We start from the raw sequence: 23173 nt of genomic DNA on the forward strand, positions 1-23173 counted from the left end.
CAATGGATCAAAAACAGATTGAAGAAATTGTACGCAGCGTAATGGCGTCAATGGGACAGACACAGCCGCAGACCGCCGCCCCGTCGCAGTCCTGCGACAAACCTCAGTGTGCGGCACCGTCGACTACAGAGAGCTGCGCGCTGGATTTAGGCTCCGCTGAAGCAAAAGCCTGGATTGGCGTGGAGAACCCGCATCGCGCAGAGGTGCTGACCGAACTGCGGCGCAGTACCGCAGCGCGCGTTTGCACCGGGCGTGCCGGTCCGCGTCCACGCACTCAGGCGCTGCTGCGTTTTCTCGCCGACCACTCACGCTCAAAAGACACCGTACTGAAAGAGGTGCCGGAAGAGTGGGTGAAAGCGCAGGGACTGCTGGAAGTGCGTTCGGAAATCAGCGACAAAAATCTCTACCTGACGCGCCCGGATATGGGCCGCCGTTTGAGTCAGGAAGCCATAGAGGCGCTGAAATCGCAGTGCGTCGCAAATCCGGATGTTCAGGTGGTGGTGTCTGACGGCCTGTCTACCGATGCGATCACCGCGAACTATGAAGAGATCCTGCCCCCGCTGCTGTCCGGTCTGAAGCAGGCCGGACTGAAGGTCGGGACACCGTTCTTTGTCCGCTATGGCCGCGTGAAGATTGAAGACCAGATCGGCGAGATCCTCGGAGCGAAAGTGGTGATTCTGCTGGTCGGTGAACGTCCAGGACTGGGGCAGTCGGAGAGTCTCTCCTGCTACGCGGTCTATTCACCGCGCGTGGCGACGACGGTGGAGGCCGACCGTACCTGTATTTCCAACATCCACCAGGGCGGTACGCCGCCGGTAGAAGCCGCTGCTGTCATCGTGGATTTGGCCAAACGCATGCTGGAGCAGAAAGCGTCCGGCATCAACATGACCCGTTAAGGAGGCATCATGCCAGCATTAGATTTGATTCGACCGTCGGTCAGCGCGATGCGCGTGATTGCTTCCGTGAACGACGGGTTTGCACGCGAACTTAAATTACCGTCGCATATACGTAGCCTCGGTCTCATCACGGCAGATTCTGATGACGTGACGTATATTGCCGCAGACGAAGCGACAAAACAGGCGATGGTTGAAGTGGTGTATGGCCGTTCGCTGTACGCCGGGGCGGCCCATGGGCCATCGCCGACAGCCGGTGAAGTGTTGATTATGTTGGGCGGTCCAAACCCGGCGGAAGTGCGCGCCGGGCTGGATGCGATGGTGGCGCATATCGAAGGCGGCGCGGCGTTCCAGTGGGCGAACGATGCGGAAAACACCGCGTTCCTGGCGCATGTGGTATCGCGTACCGGCTCTTATCTGTCGTCAACGGCAGGGATCGCGCTGGGCGATCCGCTGGCTTATCTGGTGGCACCGCCGCTGGAAGCAACGTATGGCATTGATGCGGCAATGAAATCAGCAGATGTTCAACTGGTGACCTACGTGCCGCCTCCGTCAGAAACTAACTACTCGGCGGCGTTTTTGACCGGTAGCCAGGCTGCCTGTAAAGCTGCCTGTAATGCCTTTGCCGATGCGGTTCTGGACATCGCCCGTAATCCTGTTCAGCGCGCGTAACGGAGGTCATCAATGATCAATGCACTGGGGTTACTGGAAGTGGAGGGCATGGTTGCCGCCGTGGACGCGTCGGATGCCATGCTGAAAGCGGCTAATGTCAACCTGCTGAGTCATGAAGTGCTTGACCCGGGCAAAGTGACGCTGGTGGTGGAAGGCGATCTGGCGGCGTGTCGTGCGGCGCTGGATGCCGGAAGCGCCGCAGCACAGCGGACAGGCCGCGTCATCAGCCGCAAAGAAATTGGTCGGCCAGAAGACGACACCCAGTGGCTGATCGGCGGATTTAAGCGCGCGTCGAAATCCCCTGAGCAGAAGATAGCGCCGAAGCCTGAAGCACCTGTACGGTCTGAATACGCCGACGCGCTGCTGGCGCAGCTCGCTACAGCGCGTCAGGGAATGACGGCAGGAGAGGTCGCCGCGCACTTTGGCTGGCCGCTTGAAGAGGCCAGAAACGCACTGGAACAGCTCTTCACTGACGGGGCGTTGCGTAAACGCAGTAGTCGCTATCGCTTAAAAAATTAACCTGTCGGAGGGCCGGGCGTCTTACCAGGCGTCCGGCATAAAAGATCATGAAAAAGACCCGTTCAGCCAGTTTGCACCATCTTTATCATGAAGCGTTACCCGAAGACGTTAAACTCACGCCAAAGGTGGAAGTGGACAACGTTCACCAGCGGCGGACCACGGATGTTTATGAGCACGCCCTGACCATTACTGCCTGGCAGCAGATTTACGATCAACTGCATCCGGGGAAGTTTCATGGTGAATTCACGGAAATCTTGCTCGATGACATTCAGGTTTTTCGCGAATACACCGGACTGGCGCTGCGTCAGTCATGCCTGGTGTGGCCGAATTCGTTCTGGTTTGGCATTCCGGCCACGCGGGGCGAGCAGGGATTTATTGGCGCACAGTGTCTCGGCAGCGCCGAGATTGCGACCCGCCCGGGCGGTACGGAGTTCGAGCTGAGCACGCCGGATGATTACACGATTCTCGGGGTAGTGATTTCAGAGGATGTGATTTCCCGTCAGGCACAGTTTTTACATAATCCGGAAAGGGTGCTGCATATGCTGCGCAACCAGTCGGCGCTGGAGGTCAAAGAGCAGCACAAGGCGGCGCTGTGGGGCTTTGTCCAGCAGGCGCTGGCGACTTTTAGCGAGAACCCGGAGAATCTTCATCAACCCGCAGTGCGTAAGGTGCTGGGGGATAATCTGTTGTTGGCGATGGGCATGATGCTGGAGGACGCGCATCCTATCAACTCGGCGGAGAGTATCAGCCACCAGGGCTACCGCAAACTGCTCTCCCGGGCGCGTGAGTATGTGCTGGAAAATATGTCGGAGCCGCTGACGGTACTCGACCTCTGCAACCAGCTTCACGTCAGCCGTCGTACGTTGCAGAATGCATTTCACGCCATTTTGGGGATTGGACCGAATGCGTGGCTGAAAAGGATCCGCCTGAATGCGGTGCGACGGGAATTAATCAGCCCGTGGTCGCAGAGTACCACGGTCAAGGATGCGGCAATGCAGTGGGGGTTCTGGCATTTAGGGCAGTTCGCCACCGACTACCAGCAATTGTTTGCCGAGAAGCCGTCGCTGACGTTGCACCAGCGTATGCGCCAGTGGATGTGATGAACGCAGGCTGCAATGGATTGTAGGCCTGGTAAGGCGTAAGCCGCCATCAGGCAATTACACCCACTCACGCACCTGAATAAAATCGCTGAGAGCGGCCTCCGGGCTGCCAGCGTCCGGCTGCCAGTCGTATTCCCAACGCACCAGCGGCGGCATCGACATCAGGATGGATTCTGTGCGCCCGCCGGTCTGAAGCCCAAACAGGGTGCCACGATCCCACACCAGATTAAACTCCACGTAACGACCGCGACGATAGAGCTGGAAGTTACGCTCACGTTCACCCCAGCTCATCGCCTTGCGGCGCTCAACGATCGGCAGATACGCCTCGGTATAGCCTTCGCCGACGGCCTGCATGAAGGCGAAACAGTGGGCAAAATCCGGCGTGTTCAGATCGTCAAAAAACAGCCCGCCGATGCCACGCTGCTCGTTGCGATGTTTGAGGAAGAAATAGTCATCGCACCACTTTTTGTAACGTGGATAGACATCGTCGCCAAACGGCTGACACAGATCGCGCGCGATGCGATGCCAGTGAATGGCGTCTTCTTCAAAGCCGTAGTAGGGCGTTAAGTCAAAACCGCCGCCAAACCACCAGACCGGGTCGGCACCCGGCTTTTCGGCAATAAAAAAACGCACGTTGGCATGGCTGGTGGGAATATAAGGGTTGAGCGGGTGCACGACCAGCGACACGCCCATCGCTTCAAAACTGCGTCCTGCCAGTTCCGGGCGATGGGCCGTGGCCGATGCTGGCATGGCGTCACCGTGTACGTGAGAAAAATTGACGCCAGCCTGTTCGAAGATGCCGCCGTTACGCAGCACCCGACTCCGTCCGCCGCCGCCCGCGTCACGCTGCCAGCTATCTTCGACAAACTCCGCGCCGTCAATGGCGGTGAGCTGCTGGCAAATGGCATCCTGCAAGTTCAGCAGGAACTGTTTTACGCGTAGAGCATCGGGTTTCATGATTACCGTTTCTTCGAATGGGCTTTCTGATTATCAAACCAATGGAAATAGCTGATCACACCATTAGCGATGGCGGTGGCGATCTTCTGACGAAATGCCGTGGTGCCCAGCAGTCGCTCCTCTTCCGGATTGGTGATGAACGAGGTTTCAACCAGTACCGACGGGATTGACGGTGATTTTAGCACCACAAACGCCGCCTGTTCCGTATTCCGGCTGTGCAGTTTATGTACCGGTTTGATCTTCCTGAGAATATGTGACCCCAGCGTCAGGCTGTTTTTGATGGTATCCGTCTGTACCAGGTCAAAGAGCACCTGTTGCAACAGGTGATCCTTGTCGGTCGTTTTCTTACCGGCGACTTCGTCGGCGCGGTTTTCGCGGTCGGAAAGGTATTTCGCCATGGCGCTACTGGCCCCGCGATTGGAGAGGGCAAACACCGACGCGCCCGCCGCGCTGGGATTGGTAAAGCCGTCCGCGTGGATTGACATAAACAGATCCGCGCCGTGCTTGTGGGCGATTTCGACGCGGTCATACAGGGGAATAAAGGTATCGCCTGAACGCGTCAAACGGCAGTCGATCCCCTGGTTGCGCAAAATGGAACGCACATTTTTCGCAATCGCCAGCACAACATGCTTTTCTTTGGAGCCGTTGCGGCCAATGGCGCCGGTGTCGATACCGCCGTGGCCCGGGTCCAGCACGACAATGCGCTTGCCACCCGATTTTTTCGTGGCAGGCTGACTGTGACCATTGTTGGTTTTCAGTGGGGCTTCTTTGGCTGTGGCGTTCGCCATCCCTGTTAATGTCAGTGCCGCCAGTCCGGCTTTCAGCACCTGGCGGCGCGATGTGAGAGTTTTTAGCGGTTTAAAAGTGCTCATACGGCCTGAGTTGTAAAAAAAAGAGTCCTGATGTTATATCGTATCGCGTAATCCGTTACGACGCTTGATGTTGAGAATTGTTTTACTTTTCATTTCAATACGTGACAATCCGCTATTATGCCATTTTTTCCGCCGTTTCGCGTCAGATATTGGCTAAATGGGGCGTTCGCGCCATAATCGGAGTTTTAACCTTGAAAAGGGCCTCAATACCATGGAGATACGCGTTTTTCGCCAGGAAGATTTCGAAGAGGTGATCACCCTCTGGGAGCGCTGCGATTTGTTGCGTCCGTGGAATGACCCGGAAATGGATATCGAGCGGAAGGTGAACCATGACGTTAGCCTGTTTCTCGTTGCGGAAGTAAACGGGGAAGTGGTGGGGACGGTGATGGGCGGCTACGACGGTCATCGCGGATCGGCCTATTATCTTGGCGTGCACCCGGAATTTCGCGGTCGCGGCATCGCCAATGCGCTGCTTAACCGGCTTGAGAAAAAACTCATTGCGCGCGGTTGCCCGAAGATTCAGATCATGGTGCGTGAAGATAACGACGTGGTGTTGGGGATGTATGAGCGACTCGGCTATGAGCATTCCGACGTGCTGTGTCTCGGAAAACGCCTGATCGAAGATGAAGAATATTGAGTTTCATCCTGCAGATTACGACGGCCACGGCCATTTGCGTCTGCCCTTTTTGTTCTGGCTTGTGCTGCTGCTTCAGGCGCGGACCTGGGTGCTGTTTGTGATCGCCGGTTCTTCTCGCGAGCAGGGTACTGCGCTGCTGAATCTGTTCTATCCCGATCACGACAATTTTTGGCAGGGGCTGCTGCCGGGCATACCGGCAGTGTTGGCGTTCTTGCTGAGCGGACGACGCAACGCGTTTCCCCGGATATGGCATATGCTGTACGCGCTGCTGATTGTGGCTCAGGTGGTCCTGCTCTGTTGGCAGCCCGTTCTCTGGTTCAATGGCGATCCTGTCAATGGCGCGGGTCTGGCGCTGGTGGTGGCGGATATCGTGGCACTTTTGTGGCTATTGACCAACCGACGGATGCGCGCCTGTTTTACTCTGGAGAAAGAATAACGGAACTTTTTGGTGAAGCCGGACTCCAGGTAACGTTGATCATTAATGAAAGGAAGTGAGATGAAATCGCTGCGTGTAGTGTTATGTGCTATGCCGCTGGTGCTGACCGGCTGTTCGACGCTGTCGTCGGTAAACTGGTCTGCCGCCAATCCGTGGAACTGGTTTGGTTCATCGACAGAAGTAACCGAACAGGGCGTTGGCGCACTCACGGCATCGACGCCGCTAAATGAACAGGCCATTGCCGATGCGCTGGACGGCGACTATCGCCTGCGCAGTGGCATGAAGACCGAGAATGGCAATGTGGTGCGCTTTTTCGAAGCCATGAACGGCGACAAGGTGGCGATGGTCATTCACGGCGAGCAGGGAAACATCAGCCGCATTGATGTCCTGGATAGCGGGATTCCTTCCAGCGCGGGCGTTGAAATTGGCACACCGTTTAGCGACCTCTACAGCAAAGCGTTCGGCAATTGTCAGCCTGCCAGCCACGCTGAGCAGAGCGCAGTAGAATGTAAAGCCGAAGGCAGTCAACACATCAGCTATCTCTTTACCGGTGAATGGAAGGGGCCTGAAGGGTTAATGCCGCCGGACGATACGCTGAAAGCGTGGAAAGTGAGCAAAATTATCTGGCGTCGTTAATTTGCGTCTGAACAAACCCTCGAACGTAAAAACAGGGTAAAATAACGCCCATCAATGCCACGATTGCGTGGCATTCTCATTTTTCAGGAGGAATGATGTCTCAGGTTCAGAGTGGCATTTTGCCAGAGCATTGCCGTGCGGCGATTTGGATTGAAGCGAATGTAAAAGGCGACGTTGATGCCCTGCGTGGTGCCAGCAAAGCGTTCGCCGATAAACTGGCGACCTTCCAGGCGACATTCCCGGATGCCCATCTGGGTGCGGTCGTGGCCTTCGGCAACAACACCTGGCGCGCCCTGAGCGGCGGAGTGGGGGCTGAAGAGCTGAAAGACTTTATCCCTTACGGTAAAGGGCTGGCCCCGGCGACCCAGTACGATGTGCTGATCCACATTCTTTCTCTGCGTCACGATGTGAATTTCTCTGTCGCTCAGGCGGCGATGGAAGCCTTCGGCGATTGCATTGAGGTCCAGGAAGAGATCCAAGGTTTCCGTTGGGTGGAAGAGCGTGATCTCAGCGGCTTTGTCGACGGTACGGAAAACCCGGCAGGGGAAGAGACGCGCCGCGAAGTGGCGGTCATCAAAGACGGCGTGGATGCGGGTGGCAGCTACGTCTTTGTTCAGCGCTGGGAACACAATCTGAAGCAGCTCAACCGCATGAGTATTCACGATCAGGAGATGATGATCGGGCGTACCAAAGAAGCCAACGAAGAGATCGATGGCGACGATCGCCCGGTAACGTCGCACCTGAGCCGTGTAGATCTGAAAGAAGACGGCAAAGGGCTGAAAATTGTTCGCCAGAGCCTGCCATACGGCACCGCCAGCGGTACTCATGGTCTCTATTTCTGCGCCTACTGTGCGCGTCTGCATAACATTGAACAGCAACTGCTGAGCATGTTTGGCGACACCGACGGCAAACGTGACGCCATGCTGCGCTTCACCAAACCGGTGACCGGCGGGTATTACTTTGCGCCGTCGCTGGACCGTTTGCTGGCACTGTAATTTTCCGCTTACGCACGTCGCTACGACCAGCATAAAAATAGTGTCCCCGCCCCGGCGGGGATGATTTTTATCTAAGATTTACCTTAATTAGTGAGCTGTTCCTCAGCACGTATCCTTTTTTCCTGTATTTTCAATGTTAATGGAGTGTGAGACTTCATATTCACAAGGAGAGCATTGAAATGGGTAAACTCACGGGCAAAACAGCATTGATTACGGGCGCATCACAGGGCATTGGCGAAGGCATCGCCAAAGTGTTTGCCCGGCATGGGGCGAACTTAATCTTGCTGGATATCTCCGATGAGATTGAAAAGCTGGCGGATGAACTCGGTGGCCGCGGGCATCGCTGTACGGCGGTGATTGCGGATGTGACCAATCCCGCCTCCGTGGCGGCGGCGTTGAAGAAAGCGAAAGAGGTGGAAGGCCGCATCGACATTCTGGTCAACAATGCAGGCGTCTGCCGTCTGGGCAGCTTCCTCGACATGAGCGACGAAGATCGCGACTTCCACATTGATGTGAATATCAAAGGCGTCTGGAACGTGACCAAAGCGGTCCTGCCGGAGATGATTAAGCGTAAAGACGGACGCATCGTGATGATGTCCTCGGTCACTGGCGATATGGTCGCCGATCCGGGCGAAACGGCCTATGCGTTGTCGAAGGCCGCGATTGTCGGGCTGACCAAATCGCTGGCGGTGGAGTACGCCCAGTCGGGGATTCGCGTGAATGCGATTTGCCCGGGCTACGTGCGTACCCCGATGGCGGAAAGCATTGCGCAGCAGTCTAACCCGGACGATCCGGAATCAGTGCTGACCGAAATGGCGAAGGCGATCCCGCTGCGTCGACTGGCCTGCCCGCTGGAAGTGGGTGAACTGGCCGCCTTCCTGGCGTCGGATGAGTCCAGCTATCTCACGGGCACGCAAAACGTGATTGACGGCGGCAGCACGTTGCCGGAGACCGTCAGCGTCGGAATCTGACGACCGCACAACCCCTTCTGACCATCAGGAGGGGTTTCTCTTATTCCCTTTTCAACTTTCAAATCAGTAAACGGTATATAAAACCGTTACTCCTTTCACACTCGTTATAAATATTATGGCTATTAGAAAGTCATCAAATTTATAAGGGTGCGCAATGGCCGTTAACTTACTGAAAAAAAGATATCTGACGCTGATGGCGTCGTTGTTACTGGTCGGTCAGGCGCAGGCGACGGAGCTATTGAACAGCTCGTACGACGTCTCCCGCGAACTGTTTGCTGCCCTTAACCCGCCGTTTGAACAGCAGTGGGCGAAAGATAACGGCGGCGATAAGCTGACGATTAAACAGTCGCACGCGGGCTCCTCAAAGCAGGCGCTGGCAATTTTACAGGGACTGAAAGCCGACGTCGTGACCTACAATCAGGTGACCGATGTGCAGATCCTGCATGACAAAGGCAAGCTGATTCCGGCTGACTGGCAAAGCCGTCTGCCGAACAACAGCTCACCGTTTTACTCCACGATGGGATTCCTGGTACGTAAAGGCAACCCGAAGAACATTCGCGACTGGAACGACCTTGTCCGTTCTGATGTGAAGCTGATCTTCCCGAACCCGAAAACCTCCGGTAACGCCCGTTACACCTATCTGGCTGCCTGGGGCGCCGCCGATAACGCGGACGGCGGCGATAAAGCCAAAACCGAACAGTTCATGACCCAGTTCCTGAAAAACGTCGAAGTGTTTGATACCGGCGGTCGCGGTGCGACCACGACGTTTGCTGAGCGCGGACTGGGCGATGTGCTGATTAGCTTTGAGTCCGAAGTGAACAACATTCGCAAACAGTATGAAGCGCAGGGTTTTGAAGTGGTTATCCCGAAAACCAATATTCTGGCTGAGTTCCCGGTTGCCTGGGTGGATAAAAATGTGCAGGCCAACGGCACCGAGAAAGCGGCGAAAGCCTATCTGAACTGGCTGTACAGCCCGCAGGCGCAAACCATCATCACGGACTACTACTACCGCGTGAACAACCCGGAGGTGATGGACAAGCTGAAAGATAAATTCCCACAGACCGAACTGTTCCGCGTGGAAGAAAAATTTGGCTCCTGGCCTGAGGTGATGAAAACCCATTTCACCAGCGGTGGTGAACTGGACAAACTGCTGGCGGCGGGGCGTAAGTAATGTTTGCAGTCTCCTCCCGACGCGTATTGCCTGGCTTTACTTTAAGCCTGGGCACCAGCCTGCTGTTCGTTTGCCTGATTTTGCTGCTGCCGCTCAGTGCGTTAGTGATGCAACTGGCACAGATGAGCTGGGCGCAATACTGGGATGTGATTACCAATCCGCAGGTGGTTGCTGCCTATAAAGTGACGCTATTGTCGGCGTTTGTGGCGTCGATTTTTAACGGTGTGTTTGGCCTGCTGATGGCGTGGATTTTAACTCGCTATCGTTTTCCAGGGCGCACGTTGCTGGATGCGTTGATGGACCTGCCGTTTGCGCTGCCGACGGCAGTTGCCGGTCTGACGCTGGCTTCGCTGTTTTCCGTTAACGGTTTCTACGGCGAATGGCTGGCAAAATTTGATATCAAGGTGACATACACCTGGCTTGGCATTGCGGTGGCGATGGCGTTCACCAGTATTCCGTTCGTGGTGCGTACCGTGCAACCGGTACTCGAAGAGTTAGGCCCGGAATATGAAGAAGCGGCGGAAACCCTGGGCGCCACGCGGCTGCAAAGCTTTCGCAAGGTGGTCCTGCCGGAACTGTCACCTGCGCTGGTGGCCGGTGTCGCGCTGTCGTTTACCCGCAGCCTTGGCGAGTTCGGCGCAGTGATTTTCATCGCCGGTAACATTGCCTGGAAAACGGAAGTCACCTCGCTGATGATTTTTATTCGTTTGCAGGAGTTTGATTACCCTGCCGCCAGCGCGGTTGCCTCGGTGATCCTCGCGGCATCGTTATTGCTGCTGTTTTCAATTAACACCCTGCAAAGTCGCTTTGGCCGACGTGTGGTAGGTCACTAATGGCGGAAGTTACTCAATTGAAGCGTTATGACGCCCCCCGCATCAACTGGGGAAAATGGTTTCTGATTGGCACCGGCATGCTGGTGTCGGTGTTCATCCTCTTGGTGCCGATGATCACCATTTTCGTCCAGGCGTTCAGCAAAGGGGTGATGCCCGTGCTACAGAATCTGGCCGATCCGGATATGCTGCATGCCATCTGGCTGACGGTGTTGATCGCCCTGATTGCGGTGCCGGTGAACCTGGTGTTTGGCGTTCTGCTGGCCTGGCTGGTGACCCGTTTTAACTTTCCGGGCCGCCAGTTGCTGCTGACGCTGCTGGATATTCCTTTTGCCGTCTCGCCGGTGGTGGCGGGGCTGGTGTATCTGCTGTTTTACGGTTCCAACGGCCCGTTGGGCGGCTGGCTGGACGAGCATAATCTGCAAATTATGTTCTCCTGGCCGGGGATGGTGCTGGTGACCATCTTCGTCACCTGTCCGTTTGTGGTACGTGAACTGGTGCCGGTGATGCTCAGTCAGGGCAGTCAGGAAGATGAGGCGGCGATTTTGCTGGGCGCATCCGGCTGGCAGATGTTCCGTCGCGTGACGCTGCCGAACATTCGCTGGGCGCTGCTGTATGGCGTGGTGCTGACTAACGCCCGTGCGATTGGCGAGTTTGGCGCGGTGTCGGTGGTTTCCGGCTCAATTCGCGGCGAAACCCTGTCGCTGCCGTTACAGATTGAATTACTGGAGCAGGACTACAACAGCGTCGGCTCTTTTACCGCTGCGGCGCTATTGACGCTGATGGCGATTATTACCCTGTTTTTGAAGAGCATGTTGCAATGGCGCCTGGAGAATCAGGAAAAACGCGCGCAACAGGAGGAAAATCATGAGCATTGAGATTGCCAATATTAAGAAGTCTTTTGGTCGCACCCAGGTGCTGAACGATATCTCACTGGATATTCCTTCAGGTCAGATGGTTGCCTTGCTGGGGCCGTCCGGTTCCGGTAAAACCACACTGCTGCGCATTATTGCCGGGCTGGAACACCAGTCCAGCGGACATATTCGCTTCCATGGTACCGACGTCAGCCGCCTGCATGCGCGCGATCGTAAGGTGGGATTTGTCTTTCAGCACTACGCGCTGTTCCGCCATATGACGGTGTTCGACAACATCGCCTTTGGCCTGAGCGTCCTGCCGCGTCGTGAGCGTCCCAATGCGGCGGCGATTAAAGCCAAAGTGACGACACTGCTGGAGATGGTGCAACTGGCACACCTGGCGGATCGCTTCCCGGCGCAGCTTTCAGGTGGGCAAAAACAACGTGTCGCGCTGGCCCGCGCGTTAGCGGTTGAACCACAAATTCTGCTGCTGGATGAGCCGTTTGGTGCCCTTGATGCGCAGGTGCGTAAAGAGCTGCGCCGATGGCTGCGTCAACTGCATGAAGAGCTGAAATTCACCAGCGTCTTTGTCACGCACGATCAGGAAGAGGCCACTGAAGTGGCGGACCGCGTGGTGGTAATGAGCCAGGGGAATATTGAACAGGCCGATGCGCCGGATCAGGTCTGGCGTGAACCGGCGACCCGCTTTGTACTGGAATTTATGGGTGAAGTGAACCGCCTGCAAGGCACCATTCGTGGTGGGCAGTTCCACGTTGGCGCACACCGCTGGCCGCTGGGCTATACGCCTGCGTATCAGGGGCCGGTCGATCTGTTCCTGCGTCCATGGGAAGTCGATATCAGCCGCCGTACCAGTCTGGATTCGCCGTTGCCTGTTCAGGTTATTGAAGCCAGCCCGAAAGGTCATTACACCCAATTGGTCGTGCAGCCGCTCGGGTGGTATCACGACCCGTTGACCGTGGTCATGCAAGGGGACGATGCTCCGGTACGCGGCGAGCGTCTGTTTGTAGGCCTGCAAAATGCACGCTTGTATAACGGCAATCAGCGTATTGAACGTCATGATGATGTTGTTTTCGCAGAAATAGCGTAATCTCAGAGCGTTTATTATGTAGGCCGGATAAGGCAGTTATGCTGCCTCCGGCAATACACATTTGCCTGATGGCGCTGGGTTTATCAGGTCTGGGTTGTGGACTGAAATTGTGAACACATTAGAACAAACTATTGGCAACACGCCGCTGGTGAAGCTGCAGCGGTTGACGCCGGATAATGGCACTGAAATTTGGGTCAAACTGGAAGGCAATAACCCGGCGGGGTCGGTGAAAGATCGTGCTGCGTTATCGATGATTGTTGAAGCGGAAAAACGCGGGGAGATTACGCCTGGTGATGTATTAATTGAGGCTACCAGCGGGAACACTGGCATTGCGCTGGCGATGATTGCGGCCCTGAAAGGCTATCGTATGAAGCTACTGATGCCGGACAACATGAGCCAGGAACGCCGCGCCGCGATGCGCGCCTACGGTGCCGAGCTGATTCTGGTGACCAAAGAGCAGGGGATGGAAGGGGCGCGCGATTTAGCGCTGGAGATGGCTCAGCGCGGCGAAGGCAAGCTGCTGGACCAGTTCAATAACCCTGATAACCCATACGCGCATTACACCACTACGGGGCCGGAAATCTGGCGGCAAACGTCCGGACGTCTCACCCATTTTGTTTCCAGCATGGGGACGACCGGTACTATCACCGGGGTTTCTCGCTTTCTGCGCGAGCAGGCCCGCGCGGTCACTATTGTGGGTCTGCAACCGGAAGAGGGCAGCAGCATTCCGGGGATTCGCCGCTGGCCAGCGGAATACATGCCGGGCATTTTTAATGCTCAGCTTGTCGATCAGGTCGTGGATATTCACCAGCGAGACGCGGAGAACACTATGCGTGAACTGGCGGTACGTGAAGGGATCTTCTGTGGCGTCAGCTCTGGCGGCGCGGTCGCCGGTGCAATACGGATTGCGAAAGCCAATCCGGGCGCGGTGGTCGTGGCGATTATTTGCGATCGCGGCGATCGTTATCTCTCTACCGGCGTGTTTGGCGAAGAGCACTTCAGCCAGGGCGCGGGGATTTAACCCCATTGCCCGGCGATGACCGGGCATGCGGATTAACCCTGACGTTTTTTCACCAGCAGATCCAGGAACTGCCAGAGTTTTTCATTCATTTCCTTATAATCCCATTCGCGCATTTCCGCCTTCGAGCGAATAAAGCGCTTCCCTTTGGCTTCCGCCAGCTCTTGCTCAGAATGTTGAATCAGTCCTTCCACCGCCTCGGCAGTAAATTCCATATGGCACTGGAAGCCGTAGACAAAGTTGCCGTATTGCACGATCTGTCGTGGACAGCCGATGCTTGTGGCAAGCACCGTGGCCTGATCGGTAAGCCCTGGCATGTCGTTATGCCAGTGGCCGACCGTCAGCGGAGAGCCGAAGTGGGCAAGCAACGGATGCTGTTTTCCTGCTTCGGTCAGCGTAATGGGATAGTGACCAATCTCTTTTTCTGGACTCTGGCAGACCCTGGCTCCCAGCGCTTCGCCAATCAACTGTGAACCCAGACAGATCCCGACCACGATCCGACCCGCCGAGATAGCCTGGTTGATCAGGTGTTGTTCAGCCTTAGAGTCAAAATAAGGGCACTCTGCAAGCGTGGTGCGCGGTGACTGCGGGCCGCCAAACACGACCAGCATATCAAAGCCATCGGCGTTGGCCGGAACCGGTTCGCTGTCATAGACGCGGGTCCAGGTGATGTGATGACCGCGCGTTTCAGCCCACGGCAAATAAGCGCCTGCCGATTCAAATGATTCGTGAATAATAAAATGGACGTGCACGGATACTCTCCTGTTATTGGCTCAGCGCCTGATGAAGATGGCCGGCCAGGCGGTTGATGTCGTTGTCATTGAGTGTGGAAAGGGTGATACGCAGACCCTGTGCGGGCGTGTTAACGCCGAAAGCGTCGCCTTCACGCACCAGCCAACCGGATTTCGCCAGCGCGAATGCAACGTTTTGGCTGGCTTCGGCAAGGGGTAGCCACAGGTTCAGACCATCGCCGGGGAAAATATTGTTGATGCCTTGTGCGTGCAGTGCCTGCGCCAGTTTGCGCTGCTGATCGGCGTAAAACTGGCGGGATTCGGCGAGCGTTTGCTGCCAGACGGGGTCTGCCAGACAGGTGTAAACCAGATCCTGCAAAATGTGGCTGACCCACTGACTGCCGGCGTTTAGACGCAGGCGTAATTTTGCTGACGTCGCGGGATCGCTGGCGACAATGGCAAGACGCAGGTCTGGCCCCAGCGTTTTCGACATTGAGCGAACGATCGACCAGTGGAGTGTTTCTGCCGCAATCACCGGATGCCACGCGCAGGCGGAAAGCAGGGCAAAGTGGTCGTCAACAATCACCAGTACCTGTGGGTATCGTGCGAGGATGGCCTGTAATGCGCCAGCGCGTGCGGCGCTTAAACTGCATCCCGTCGGGTTGTGCGCCCGAGGTGTAACGATCACTGCCCGGGCGCCTTTACTCAGCGCCTGTTCGAGCCCCTCTGGTCGCATCCCTTCACTGTCGACGCGCACCGGGCTGGCGCTGAATCCGGCGTATCGCAGCATATTGATACTGCTTAAAAAGCAAGGGTCTTCAACCACCACGCTATCGCCGGGCAGCAGATGGGCGCTCAGCAGGCGTTCAATGGCGTCAATTGCGCCGCTGGTGATATCAATTTCACCCGCAGCGGGAACGGCATCCTGCATCCACTGCGTGGCCCAGCGCTTTAGCTCCGGGGAAACCGGCGTGTCACCGTACAGGCGGTGGTCGTGATGACATTTTGCAAAGTAACGGCTCAGGTCCGGCAGGCGAGTCGGGTCAGGATTTCCGCTGGAGAGATCGTGAAGCGGCGTGTGGGGGTCGCCGCCTTCGCGTGCGATGGGCGTCGAGGCGCTTTTAATAACGGTGCCATTGCGGCCACGACTTTGCGCCAGTCCGGATGTCACCAGGCGTTTGTAAGCCGCTGCAACAGTATTGCGATTTACATTGAGTTGCGCAGCCAGTTCCCGTACCGGCGGCAATGTTTCACCTGCAGACAACACGCCGCTGGTGACGTGTTGCCGTATACTGTCAAAGATTTCGCTGGCGGTTTTTCCGTCGATCATTATTGACCTATGACAAAATGAATTTTAGCATATGACGATAATAGTGAGGCACCCGCCCGCTGTCCAGTGAGAGGAGAAGTTAATGGAGCAGGAGAGTGATATTCAGTCAGTGCTCTTCGACGATAAGCATCGGGCGTTGCAGACCGATATTGTCGCCGTTCAGTCACAGGTGGTGTATGGCAGCGTCGGCAATAGCATCGCTGTGCCAGCCATCAAAGCAAAGGGTTTGCGGGTGACGGCGGTGCCTACCGTCCTGTTCAGTAATACTCCGCACTATGACACGTTCTACGGGGGCGTTATTCCGGCCGACTGGTTCCGCGGTTATTTGCTGGCGTTAAGCGAGCGTGATGCGCTGCGCGAGTTAAAGGCTGTGACCACCGGTTATATGGGCAGCGCAGAACAAATCGTGCTGCTGGCGCAATGGTTGCAAAACGTTCGTCAAACGCATCCTGACATTCCTGTTCTGGTCGATCCGGTGATTGGCGATACCGACAGCGGAATGTATGTGAAAGCCGAGATACCGGATGCCTATCGACATCACCTGCTGCCGCTGGCGCAGGGGCTGACGCCGAATGTCTTCGAACTGGAGATGCTCAGCGATATGCCGTGCCGCACCCTGGAGGAGGCTGTTATCGCGGCGAGATCGCTGCTGACCGACACGCTGAAGTGGATTGTCATCACCAGCGCGCCAGGACAGGACAGTGAAACCATCAATGTGGCGGTGGTCACGGCCCAAACGCTGGATGTGATTGAGCACCCGCGGGTAGAAACCGATCTGAAAGGGACCGGCGATCTGTTCTGTGCCGAGTTGATTAGCGGCATTGTGTTGGGGAAATCGTTGACGCAGGCAACGCAACAGGCCGCGGAACGCGTACTGGCGGTGATGACCTGGACGCAGCAATGCGGATGTGACGAACTTATACTGCCTCCGGCAGGGGAGGCGCGATGAAGAGTTATCGGTTAGTGGTTCGTCAGCAGGGACGTATCGTGGGACATTTTGAAACCAGCGGGCTGAATGCGCTGGAAGATATCTGCGTGGCGCGCGCGATGTTTGGCATCACGGGCGGCTATCAATGCGAACTGTTGGTTTCTGATTCAGAAAAGCGGATGCTGGAGAGCGGGCCGGAAGGGATGAAAATCCTGATGCGTGAAAAGTGTTATCGCCCGGTGACCTCACCATTGTAACCGCGAACTGATGCCGGATGGCGGCGTATGCGCCATCAGGCGGGTTTTGCCATCCGGTAGATAAAAAAATGGCGCCAGAAGGCGCCATTTTTCTCTGCGGCAAGAATTATTTCTTGATGCGGATAACCGGGGTTTCACCCACAGTCACGCTACCGGACAGTTTGATCAGTTCTTTGATTTCGTCCATGTTGGAGATAACAACCGGAGTCAGGGTTGACTTGGCTTTTTCTTCCAGCAGCGGCAGATCGAATTCAATTACCGGGTCACCCACTTTCACACGCTGTCCTTCTTCAGCGATACGCTTGAAGCCTTCGCCTTTCAGCTCAACGGTGTCGATACCGAAGTGAACAAACAGTTCGATACCGCTATCGGATTCGATAGAGAACGCATGGTTGGTCTCAAAGATTTTGCCGATGGTACCGTCAACCGGTGCAACCATCTTATTACCGGTTGGTTTGATAGCGATGCCATCACCCACGATTTTTTCAGCAAAAACGACATCCGGTACGTCTTCGATGTTGACGATCTCGCCAGAGAGCGGTGCAACAATCTCAATAGTTCCGGTGTCTTTCTTATCATCAGAAACCAGAGACTTCAGTTTATCGAACAAACCCATGATCTTCTCCTAAGCAGTAAATTGGGCCGCATCTCGTGGATTAGCAGATTGTTTTTTCTTCAATGAACTTGTTAACCAGCGTCATTAACTCGTCCGTTGTCGGTTGAGCAAGAGCCTGCTCTGCTAACACCTTCGCATCTTCGAAGTTCGTGTTACGGATAATCTTCTTAATGCGCGGGATAGAAATGGCGCTCATAGAGAATTCGTCCAGACCCATCCCCAGCAACAGAAGTGTAGCACGTTCGTCGCCTGCAAGCTCACCACACATGCCAGTCCATTTACCTTCAGCATGAGAAGCATCAATAACTTGCTTGATCAATGTGAGGACAGATGGCGACATTGGCTGGTAGAGATGTGAAATCATATCATTACCACGGTCAACTGCCAGAGTGTACTGCGTTAAATCATTGGTGCCGATACTAAAGAAATCAACTTCTTTGGCTAAATGACGAGCAATCGTTGCCGCAGCCGGTGTTTCCACCATCACGCCAATCTCAATGGTCTCGTCAAAAGCTTTACCTTCGTCACGCAGTTCCTGTTTGTAGATTTCGATCTCTTTACGCAGTGCGCGAACTTCTTCAACAGAGATGATCATCGGGAACATAATGCGCAGTTTGCCGAAAGCAGACGCGCGCAGGATAGCGCGAACCTGATCGCGCAGGATCTCTTTACGATCCATCGCGATACGCACAGCACGCCAGCCCAGGAACGGGTTTTCTTCTTTCGGGAAGTTCATGTACGGCAGCTCTTTGTCGCCGCCGATGTCCATGGTACGCACGATCACCGCCTGAGAGCCACACGCTTCAGCCACGGCTTTGTAAGCTGCAAACTGTTCTTCTTCAGTCGGCAGCGCGTCGCGATCCATAAACAGGAATTCAGTACGGTACAGACCCACACCTTCCGCACCGTTGCGCTCTGCGCCTTCGACGTCACGCACGGTACCGATGTTGGCGCACACTTCAACCTGATGGCCATCCAGGGTGATGGCAGGCAGATCTTTCAGTTTAGCCAGTTCCGCTTTTTCAGTGGCAACTTGCTCCTGAACGGCGCGCAGTTTTTCAATTTCTTCGTTGGTCGGGTTGACGTAAACCTGGTTGTTTACGGCATCCAGAATCAGATAATCGTCGTTTTTCACCTGAGAGGTGACGCTACCGGTACCCACGATGGCTGGCAGTTCCAGAGAACGCGCCATGATAGAGGTGTGGGAAGTGCGGCCGCCCACGTCGGTAATGAAACCCAGCACCTTTTTCAGGTTCAGCTGTGCGGTTTCTGACGGGGTCAGGTCAGCAGCAACCAGGATGACTTCATCCTGAATTGCGCTCAGGTCAATAATTGCCAGCCCGAGGATGTTGCGCAGCAGGCGCTTACCGATGTCACGTACGTCAGCCGCACGTTCTTTCAGGTATTCATCATCCAGTTCTTCCAGGGCAGTGGCCTGACCTTCGATAACTTCATGCGCAGCTGCGTCAGCCGTCATGTGTTTATCTTTAATCAGGGCTATGATTTCCTGCTCCAGCTCCTCATCTTCGAGCAGCATAATATGCCCTTCGAAAATGGCTTCTTTTTCTTCACCGAACGTTTCACCAGCTTTCGTTTTGATCGCTTCTAACTGTGCAGATGCCTTGGCACGACCGCTCAGAAAACGTTCAACTTCCTGATCAACCTTGTCGGCAGAAATTTTTTTCCGGTCAATGACGATTTCGTCTTCTTTCAGCAAAAGTGCTTTGCCGAAAGCGATACCCGGGGATGCTAAAATGCCTGAAATCATAACCCTACCTTACTTGTGACTGATTTTTAAAAGAACCCGGAAAAACTTATTCCAGTTCCGCCATCAGCTTGACCAGATGTTCTACGGCTTTCTGCTCGTCTTCACCTTCTGCAGAGATGGTCACGACGGTACCCTGAGTCAGACCCAGAGTTTGCAGTTTAAACAGGCTTTTCGCGCTGGCGCTTTTGCCGTTGGAAGTCACAGTAATCTCAGAAGTGAAGCCTTTCGCTTCTTTAACAAACTGAGCAGCAGGGCGGGTGTGCAGACCGTTCGGAGCGGTAATGGTAACTTCTTGCTGGAACATTGTATTTCCCCAACTTATAGGTTTAGTGTTGTGGAACTAAAGTCTAGCCTGGCGGTTTGACTTTAGCCTGTATTGTTAGCGCCGGCGTAAACGGGCGCGACACACCAGGTGTTTTACGCCATCCGTTGCTGTCAACCTCTGGCCGCTGACGTTTCGCTCGTCATTAAACATTATGCCGCTAAATCAATACTTGAACCAAATCATAAAATCGATTCAGCTAGCAGTTTTCCTGTAACGATTAATTTCGCGCTTCAAAATAATTAATCAGGTTAAATACCAGACCTGGCGGGGTGAAGCAATGGCAGGTGGGGTGAAAGTTTGAAGCAGGCCACAAAAAAGCACCTGAAAAGGTGCTTTTTTACGCGTTTTTAACATGCTGGCATTACTGTTGCAATTCTTTCTCTGTGAAGAGATCGGCAAACAGTGCAGTGCTCAAATAACGCTCACCCGATGACGGTAGGATAACCACAATATTCTTATTGGTAAAGGTTTCATCTTCCTGAAGCTTAAGCGCGGCAGCCACTGCGGCTCCGGAGGAGATACCGGCAAGAATGCCTTCCTCTTCCATTAGGCGGCGGGCGGTGGAGATCGCCTCTTCGTTGGTGATGGCGACCACTTTGTCGATCAGTTTCAGATCCAGGTTACCCGGAATGAAACCGGCGCCGATACCCTGAATTTTGTGCGGACCTGGCTTCAGCTCTTCGCCTGCCAGCGCCTGAGCGATGACCGGGGAATCCGTTGGCTCAACGGCAACGGTAATCAGGTCGGTTTTGCCTTTGGTGCCTTTAATATAGCGGGTGACGCCGGTTAGCGTCCCGCCAGTCCCCACGCCGGAGATGAAAACGTCAACCTGGCCGTCGGTATCTTCCCAGATTTCCGGACCGGTGGTTTTTTCGTGGATTTCTGGGTTTGCCGGGTTGCTGAACTGCTGAAGCAACAGATATTTCGCCGGATCGCTGGCGACAATCTCTTCTGCTTTCTGAATGGCGCCTTTCATGCCTTTTGCACCTTCGGTCAGCACCAGGTTGGCACCCAGCGCTTTCAGCAGTTTACGACGTTCGATACTCATGGTTTCCGGCATGGTCAGCGTCAGTTTGTAACCACGTGCCGCCGCGACATAGGCCAGCGCGATACCCGTGTTGCCGCTGGTGGGTTCAACCAGCTCGACGCCCGGTTTCAGCACGCCGCGTTTTTCAGCATCCCAAATCATATTGGCACCGATACGGCATTTCACGCTGAAGCTCGGGTTACGTGATTCCACCTTCGCCAGAATGCGTCCGTTACCGATACGGTTCAGTCGAACCAGCGGCGTATGACCGATAGTCAGCGAGTTGTCTTCAAAAATCTTACTCATGGCCTGTCCTTAACTGTATGAAATTGGGATACCTTCCCAGCATACCCTTCAAACGAATATGGGGAAGTAAGGATTTCGCATATCTATATGCTATGAAGAAATAATGGGTATCAGTATGGAATAAGAGGCGTTATAAACAACCTCTTATTTACACAAACTTTCGTTATTTCCATAACGCGTGCTTAGCACGATAGCAATCCACCCACATCGCCGTGGCGCCACAGACTGCCACTGGCATGATGAAGAGATTAAGAACCGGGATCAGGGTAAACAGGCTGGTGAGCGCACCAAACTGCATATTGGTGACCTTACGGCTGCGCAGAGCAGTGCGCATCTCTTTAAACGGCACTTTATGGTTGTCAAAAGGGTAATCGCAATACTGAATGGCCAGCATCCAGGCGCTGAACAGGAACCACAGTACGGGGGCGACGGTTTGCCCGATGCCGGGAATAAAGTAAAGGATCAGCAGTACGATGGCGCGTGGCAGATACCAGGCCAGCTTTTGCCATTCGCGTTTCATAATCCGCGGCACATCTTTCATGATCCCCAGAATGCCCGTGTCCGGCGGCGTTGCGCCGGTGAGTCGCGCTTCCAGTTGCTCCGCCAGCAGCCCGTTAAACGGCGCGGCAATCCAGTTGGCCAGGGTCGAGAAAAAATAGCCAAACACCAGCAGCACAGAGATGACCGCGACAGGCCACAGCAGATAGCTCAGCCATTGCAGCCAGTCCGGGACGTGACTCATAAGCGACGGGATCCAGACATCCAGCTGTGTGAACAGCCACCAGAACGCACTGCCCATTAGCAGGATGTTGACCAGTAGCGGTAAAATGACATAGCGACGGATCCCTGGTTGCGAAACCAGTTTCCATCCCTGAGCAAAGTAGTAAAAACCGCTGCGTGGCGCAGTGACAGATGATGACACCATAGTCAGGACATGCTCCTTTTCGTATAAGTCCTAAGCGAACACGGGTATCTTACCGGGTTATCGCACACAGAACAGTTCGGAAATGTTCGAAAAAACAGCAAAAAGCACGATTTCGTTCATCTTTATGCTGTGAAAGCTAAGAGTACACTTGCACTTGACGTAATCGGCAAATACTCTTAGTGAGTAAATGTTTGCCGTGGTGGCAAGGTGTTAGAACAACAGAGAATATAATGATGCAGGATTTGCGTCTGATATTAATCATTGTTGGCGCGATCGCCATAATCGCTTTACTGGTACATGGTTTCTGGACCAGCCGTAAAGAACGATCTTCTATGTTCCGCGATCGTCCACTGAAACGCATGAAATCAAAACGCGACGACGACTCGTATGACGATGATGTCGAAGCAGACGAAGGCGTGGGTGAAGTTCGTGTTCACCGCGTGAATCATGCCCCTGGCAACCCGCAGGAGCATGAAGCTCCTCGTCAGTCGCCGCAACACCAGTACCAGCCGCCTTATGCGTCGGCACAACCGCGTCAGCCGGTTCAGCCATCGTCTGAAGTGCCGGTACAGCCGCAGCATGCCCAGCGTCCGCCGCAGCAGCCGGTACACCAGCCACAGCCTGCGCCGCAGCAATCCGCTCAGCCGCAGCCAGTGCATCAGCCTGCGCCACCGCAACCAGTGCATCAGCCGCAGCCGGTTCAACAACAGCCCGCCGCGCCGCAGATTCAGCCCGTTCAGCCGACTGCACCGCAGCCGTCGCCACAGGCTTTCCAGCCTGCAGAACCCGTGGTCGAGCCACAGCCTGAGCCCGTCGTTGAAGAAGCACCAGCCCCGGAAAAGCCTCAGCGTAAAGAAGCGGTGATCATCATGAACGTCGCCGCCCATCATGGCAGCGAGCTTAACGGTGAAGTGCTGCTCAACAGCATTCAGCAGGCCGGATTCAAGTTTGGCGACATGAATATTTTCCATCGTCATCTGAGTCCGGATGGCAGCGGCCCGGCGTTATTCAGCCTGGCGAATATGGTTAACCCGGGTACGTTTGATCCAGAAATGGTCGACTTCACCACGCCGGGCGTGACCATCTTTATGCAGGTGCCGTCTTACGGCGATGAACTGCAGAACTTCAAACTGATGCTGCAATCCGCACAGCATATTGCCGATGAAGTCGGTGGTGTGGTGCTCGACGATCAGCGTCGGATGATGACGCCGCAAAAATTGCGCGAGTATCAGGACCGTATCCGCGAAGTGAAAGACGCGAACGCCTGATACACTCAAGGCACGACAACTTC

Annotated in this window: 26 protein-coding genes; 17 read left to right on the plus strand and 9 right to left on the minus strand. The window is 55.0% G+C overall.

Translation table 11 applies throughout. From position 1 onward, the window contains the following. The first annotated feature begins 2 nt into the window (after positions 1-2). The 4 genes from eutC to eutR are packed head-to-tail and all read left to right on the plus strand — an operon-like array spanning position 3 to position 3184. Positions 3-896, plus strand: coding sequence for an ethanolamine ammonia-lyase subunit EutC (gene eutC, locus OGW13_RS01350; RefSeq protein WP_042999889.1), 894 nt, complete (start codon positions 3-5; stop codon positions 894-896). 9 nt (positions 897-905) lie between these two features. Continuing rightward, a complete protein-coding gene (gene eutL, locus OGW13_RS01355) occupies positions 906-1565 on the plus strand; it encodes an ethanolamine utilization microcompartment protein EutL (RefSeq protein ID WP_042999890.1) in 660 nt (219 codons plus the stop codon). Between the two features lie 12 nt (positions 1566-1577). Further along, positions 1578-2084: an ethanolamine utilization microcompartment protein EutK gene (gene eutK / locus OGW13_RS01360; protein ID WP_044258365.1), complete on the plus strand. Its 507-nt coding sequence runs from the start codon at positions 1578-1580 to the stop codon at positions 2082-2084. A 47-nt stretch (positions 2085-2131) separates the two neighbouring features. Further along, positions 2132-3184, plus strand: a complete 1053-nt coding sequence (gene eutR, locus OGW13_RS01365) for an HTH-type transcriptional regulator EutR (protein ID WP_042999892.1) — start codon at positions 2132-2134, stop codon at positions 3182-3184. A gap of 57 nt (positions 3185-3241) precedes the next feature. On the opposite strand, the gene hemF is transcribed toward eutR, so the two are convergent. After that, positions 3242-4141 (minus strand): oxygen-dependent coproporphyrinogen oxidase, encoded by a 900-nt coding sequence (hemF, locus tag OGW13_RS01370; protein ID WP_287115491.1) that lies wholly within the window; start codon positions 4139-4141, stop codon positions 3242-3244. A gap of 2 nt (positions 4142-4143) precedes the next feature. Further along, on the minus strand, positions 4144-5013 hold the full coding sequence (amiA, locus tag OGW13_RS01375) for an N-acetylmuramoyl-L-alanine amidase AmiA (RefSeq protein ID WP_200050859.1): 870 nt from the start codon (positions 5011-5013) through the stop codon (positions 4144-4146). Positions 5014-5224: 211 nt separating this feature from the next. Here amiA and OGW13_RS01380 point away from each other — a divergent pair, with 211 nt between their 5' ends. The 10 genes from OGW13_RS01380 (at position 5225) to cysM (ending at position 13672) form a co-directional block, all read left to right on the plus strand. Next, the gene (locus OGW13_RS01380) at positions 5225-5650 is read left to right on the plus strand and encodes a GNAT family acetyltransferase (protein ID WP_042317665.1); all 426 of its coding nucleotides are present in this window, start codon (positions 5225-5227) and stop codon (positions 5648-5650) included. Then, positions 5637-6086, plus strand: coding sequence for a DUF2919 domain-containing protein (locus OGW13_RS01385; RefSeq protein WP_156595544.1), 450 nt, complete (start codon positions 5637-5639; stop codon positions 6084-6086). The genes OGW13_RS01380 and OGW13_RS01385 overlap by 14 nt, the downstream gene beginning before the upstream one ends. Positions 6087-6146: 60 nt before the next feature. Next, positions 6147-6722 (plus strand): RpoE-regulated lipoprotein, encoded by a 576-nt coding sequence (locus tag OGW13_RS01390; RefSeq protein WP_044258372.1) that lies wholly within the window; start codon positions 6147-6149, stop codon positions 6720-6722. 95 nt (positions 6723-6817) lie between these two features. Continuing rightward, positions 6818-7717, plus strand: coding sequence for a Dyp-type peroxidase (locus OGW13_RS01395; protein ID WP_287115492.1), 900 nt, complete (start codon positions 6818-6820; stop codon positions 7715-7717). Between the two features lie 179 nt (positions 7718-7896). After that, positions 7897-8688, plus strand: a complete 792-nt coding sequence (gene ucpA, locus OGW13_RS01400; RefSeq protein ID WP_044258374.1) for an SDR family oxidoreductase UcpA — start codon at positions 7897-7899, stop codon at positions 8686-8688. Positions 8689-8842: 154 nt separating this feature from the next. Next, a complete protein-coding gene (gene cysP / locus OGW13_RS01405) occupies positions 8843-9859 on the plus strand; it encodes a thiosulfate/sulfate ABC transporter substrate-binding protein CysP (RefSeq protein WP_044327214.1) in 1017 nt (338 codons plus the stop codon). Beyond that, positions 9859-10692 carry a sulfate/thiosulfate ABC transporter permease CysT gene (cysT, locus tag OGW13_RS01410; protein ID WP_042999900.1) on the plus strand — a complete coding sequence of 278 codons (834 nt, stop codon included), beginning with the start codon at positions 9859-9861 and terminating at the stop codon, positions 10690-10692. Before cysP ends, cysT begins: the two co-directional genes overlap by 1 nt. Next, the gene (cysW, locus tag OGW13_RS01415) at positions 10692-11567 is read left to right on the plus strand and encodes a sulfate/thiosulfate ABC transporter permease CysW (RefSeq protein ID WP_042999901.1); all 876 of its coding nucleotides are present in this window, start codon (positions 10692-10694) and stop codon (positions 11565-11567) included. The genes cysT and cysW overlap by 1 nt, the downstream gene beginning before the upstream one ends. After that, on the plus strand, positions 11557-12651 hold the full coding sequence (gene cysA / locus OGW13_RS01420; protein ID WP_044258378.1) for a sulfate/thiosulfate ABC transporter ATP-binding protein CysA: 1095 nt from the start codon (positions 11557-11559) through the stop codon (positions 12649-12651). Before cysW ends, cysA begins: the two co-directional genes overlap by 11 nt. Before the next feature lie 109 nt (positions 12652-12760). Continuing rightward, entirely contained in the window at positions 12761-13672 is a 912-nt protein-coding gene (gene cysM, locus OGW13_RS01425; protein WP_043001860.1) for a cysteine synthase CysM, read from the plus strand. Positions 13673-13704: 32 nt separating this feature from the next. Here the strand turns inward: cysM and OGW13_RS01430 are convergent, their stop codons facing one another. Together OGW13_RS01430 and ptsJ are read right to left on the minus strand one after the other, a co-directional pair. Further along, positions 13705-14421: a type 1 glutamine amidotransferase gene (locus OGW13_RS01430; protein WP_042999903.1), complete on the minus strand. Its 717-nt coding sequence runs from the start codon at positions 14419-14421 to the stop codon at positions 13705-13707. Between the two features lie 13 nt (positions 14422-14434). Beyond that, positions 14435-15730: a MocR-like B6 salvage transcription factor PtsJ gene (gene ptsJ / locus OGW13_RS01435; protein ID WP_042999904.1), complete on the minus strand. Its 1296-nt coding sequence runs from the start codon at positions 15728-15730 to the stop codon at positions 14435-14437. An 82-nt stretch (positions 15731-15812) separates the two neighbouring features. Here ptsJ and pdxK point away from each other — a divergent pair, with 82 nt between their 5' ends. Both pdxK and OGW13_RS01445 read left to right on the plus strand, forming a co-directional pair. Beyond that, on the plus strand, positions 15813-16679 hold the full coding sequence (gene pdxK / locus OGW13_RS01440) for a pyridoxine/pyridoxal/pyridoxamine kinase (protein WP_044258381.1): 867 nt from the start codon (positions 15813-15815) through the stop codon (positions 16677-16679). Next, positions 16676-16915 carry a hypothetical protein gene (locus tag OGW13_RS01445; protein ID WP_042999906.1) on the plus strand — a complete coding sequence of 80 codons (240 nt, stop codon included), beginning with the start codon at positions 16676-16678 and terminating at the stop codon, positions 16913-16915. Before pdxK ends, OGW13_RS01445 begins: the two co-directional genes overlap by 4 nt. 106 nt (positions 16916-17021) lie before the next feature. Here the strand turns inward: OGW13_RS01445 and crr are convergent, their stop codons facing one another. The 5 genes from crr to cysZ all read right to left on the minus strand — a co-directional run bounded on the left by crr (position 17022) and on the right by cysZ (position 21882). After that, the gene (crr, locus tag OGW13_RS01450) at positions 17022-17531 is read right to left on the minus strand and encodes a PTS glucose transporter subunit IIA (RefSeq protein ID WP_000522253.1); all 510 of its coding nucleotides are present in this window, start codon (positions 17529-17531) and stop codon (positions 17022-17024) included. A gap of 40 nt (positions 17532-17571) precedes the next feature. Further along, a complete protein-coding gene (gene ptsI / locus OGW13_RS01455; protein ID WP_042999907.1) occupies positions 17572-19299 on the minus strand; it encodes a phosphoenolpyruvate-protein phosphotransferase PtsI in 1728 nt (575 codons plus the stop codon). Between the two features lie 46 nt (positions 19300-19345). Next, a complete protein-coding gene (ptsH, locus tag OGW13_RS01460; protein WP_000487600.1) occupies positions 19346-19603 on the minus strand; it encodes a phosphocarrier protein Hpr in 258 nt (85 codons plus the stop codon). 382 nt (positions 19604-19985) lie between these two features. After that, a complete protein-coding gene (gene cysK, locus OGW13_RS01465; protein ID WP_042999909.1) occupies positions 19986-20957 on the minus strand; it encodes a cysteine synthase A in 972 nt (323 codons plus the stop codon). A 163-nt stretch (positions 20958-21120) separates the two neighbouring features. Further along, positions 21121-21882, minus strand: coding sequence for a sulfate transporter CysZ (cysZ, locus tag OGW13_RS01470; RefSeq protein ID WP_044327908.1), 762 nt, complete (start codon positions 21880-21882; stop codon positions 21121-21123). Between the two features lie 230 nt (positions 21883-22112). Here cysZ and zipA point away from each other — a divergent pair, with 230 nt between their 5' ends. Further along, positions 22113-23150, plus strand: coding sequence for a cell division protein ZipA (zipA, locus tag OGW13_RS01475; RefSeq protein WP_287115493.1), 1038 nt, complete (start codon positions 22113-22115; stop codon positions 23148-23150). Positions 23151-23173 lie beyond the last annotated feature (23 nt).

It is taken from the genome of Citrobacter sp. Ca225 (assembly GCF_030337175.1).
Taxonomy (GTDB): Bacteria; Pseudomonadota; Gammaproteobacteria; order Enterobacterales; family Enterobacteriaceae; genus Citrobacter_A; species Citrobacter_A amalonaticus.

Excerpts from the sequence above, each read along its gene's own strand:
- crr (WP_000522253.1), bottom strand. The coding sequence starts at position 17,531 with ATGGGTTTGTTCGATAAACTGAAGTCTCTGGTTTCTGATGATAAGAAA.
- hemF (WP_287115491.1), bottom strand. The coding sequence starts at position 4,141 with ATGAAACCCGATGCTCTACGCGTAAAACAGTTCCTGCTGAACTTGCAG.
- cysA (WP_044258378.1), top strand. The coding sequence starts at position 11,557 with ATGAGCATTGAGATTGCCAATATTAAGAAGTCTTTTGGTCGCACCCAG.
- amiA (WP_200050859.1), bottom strand. The coding sequence starts at position 5,013 with ATGAGCACTTTTAAACCGCTAAAAACTCTCACATCGCGCCGCCAGGTG.
- cysP (WP_044327214.1), top strand. The coding sequence starts at position 8,843 with ATGGCCGTTAACTTACTGAAAAAAAGATATCTGACGCTGATGGCGTCG.
- zipA (WP_287115493.1), top strand. The coding sequence starts at position 22,113 with ATGATGCAGGATTTGCGTCTGATATTAATCATTGTTGGCGCGATCGCC.
- eutR (WP_042999892.1), top strand. The coding sequence starts at position 2,132 with ATGAAAAAGACCCGTTCAGCCAGTTTGCACCATCTTTATCATGAAGCG.
- OGW13_RS01445 (WP_042999906.1), top strand. The coding sequence starts at position 16,676 with ATGAAGAGTTATCGGTTAGTGGTTCGTCAGCAGGGACGTATCGTGGGA.
- cysK (WP_042999909.1), bottom strand. The coding sequence starts at position 20,957 with ATGAGTAAGATTTTTGAAGACAACTCGCTGACTATCGGTCATACGCCG.
- cysZ (WP_044327908.1), bottom strand. The coding sequence starts at position 21,882 with ATGGTGTCATCATCTGTCACTGCGCCACGCAGCGGTTTTTACTACTTT.
- cysT (WP_042999900.1), top strand. The coding sequence starts at position 9,859 with ATGTTTGCAGTCTCCTCCCGACGCGTATTGCCTGGCTTTACTTTAAGC.
- ptsJ (WP_042999904.1), bottom strand. The coding sequence starts at position 15,730 with ATGATCGACGGAAAAACCGCCAGCGAAATCTTTGACAGTATACGGCAA.
- OGW13_RS01380 (WP_042317665.1), top strand. The coding sequence starts at position 5,225 with ATGGAGATACGCGTTTTTCGCCAGGAAGATTTCGAAGAGGTGATCACC.
- OGW13_RS01395 (WP_287115492.1), top strand. The coding sequence starts at position 6,818 with ATGTCTCAGGTTCAGAGTGGCATTTTGCCAGAGCATTGCCGTGCGGCG.
- ucpA (WP_044258374.1), top strand. The coding sequence starts at position 7,897 with ATGGGTAAACTCACGGGCAAAACAGCATTGATTACGGGCGCATCACAG.
- eutK (WP_044258365.1), top strand. The coding sequence starts at position 1,578 with ATGATCAATGCACTGGGGTTACTGGAAGTGGAGGGCATGGTTGCCGCC.
- eutL (WP_042999890.1), top strand. The coding sequence starts at position 906 with ATGCCAGCATTAGATTTGATTCGACCGTCGGTCAGCGCGATGCGCGTG.
- ptsH (WP_000487600.1), bottom strand. The coding sequence starts at position 19,603 with ATGTTCCAGCAAGAAGTTACCATTACCGCTCCGAACGGTCTGCACACC.
- eutC (WP_042999889.1), top strand. The coding sequence starts at position 3 with ATGGATCAAAAACAGATTGAAGAAATTGTACGCAGCGTAATGGCGTCA.
- cysW (WP_042999901.1), top strand. The coding sequence starts at position 10,692 with ATGGCGGAAGTTACTCAATTGAAGCGTTATGACGCCCCCCGCATCAAC.
- pdxK (WP_044258381.1), top strand. The coding sequence starts at position 15,813 with ATGGAGCAGGAGAGTGATATTCAGTCAGTGCTCTTCGACGATAAGCAT.
- ptsI (WP_042999907.1), bottom strand. The coding sequence starts at position 19,299 with ATGATTTCAGGCATTTTAGCATCCCCGGGTATCGCTTTCGGCAAAGCA.
- OGW13_RS01390 (WP_044258372.1), top strand. The coding sequence starts at position 6,147 with ATGAAATCGCTGCGTGTAGTGTTATGTGCTATGCCGCTGGTGCTGACC.
- OGW13_RS01385 (WP_156595544.1), top strand. The coding sequence starts at position 5,637 with ATGAAGAATATTGAGTTTCATCCTGCAGATTACGACGGCCACGGCCAT.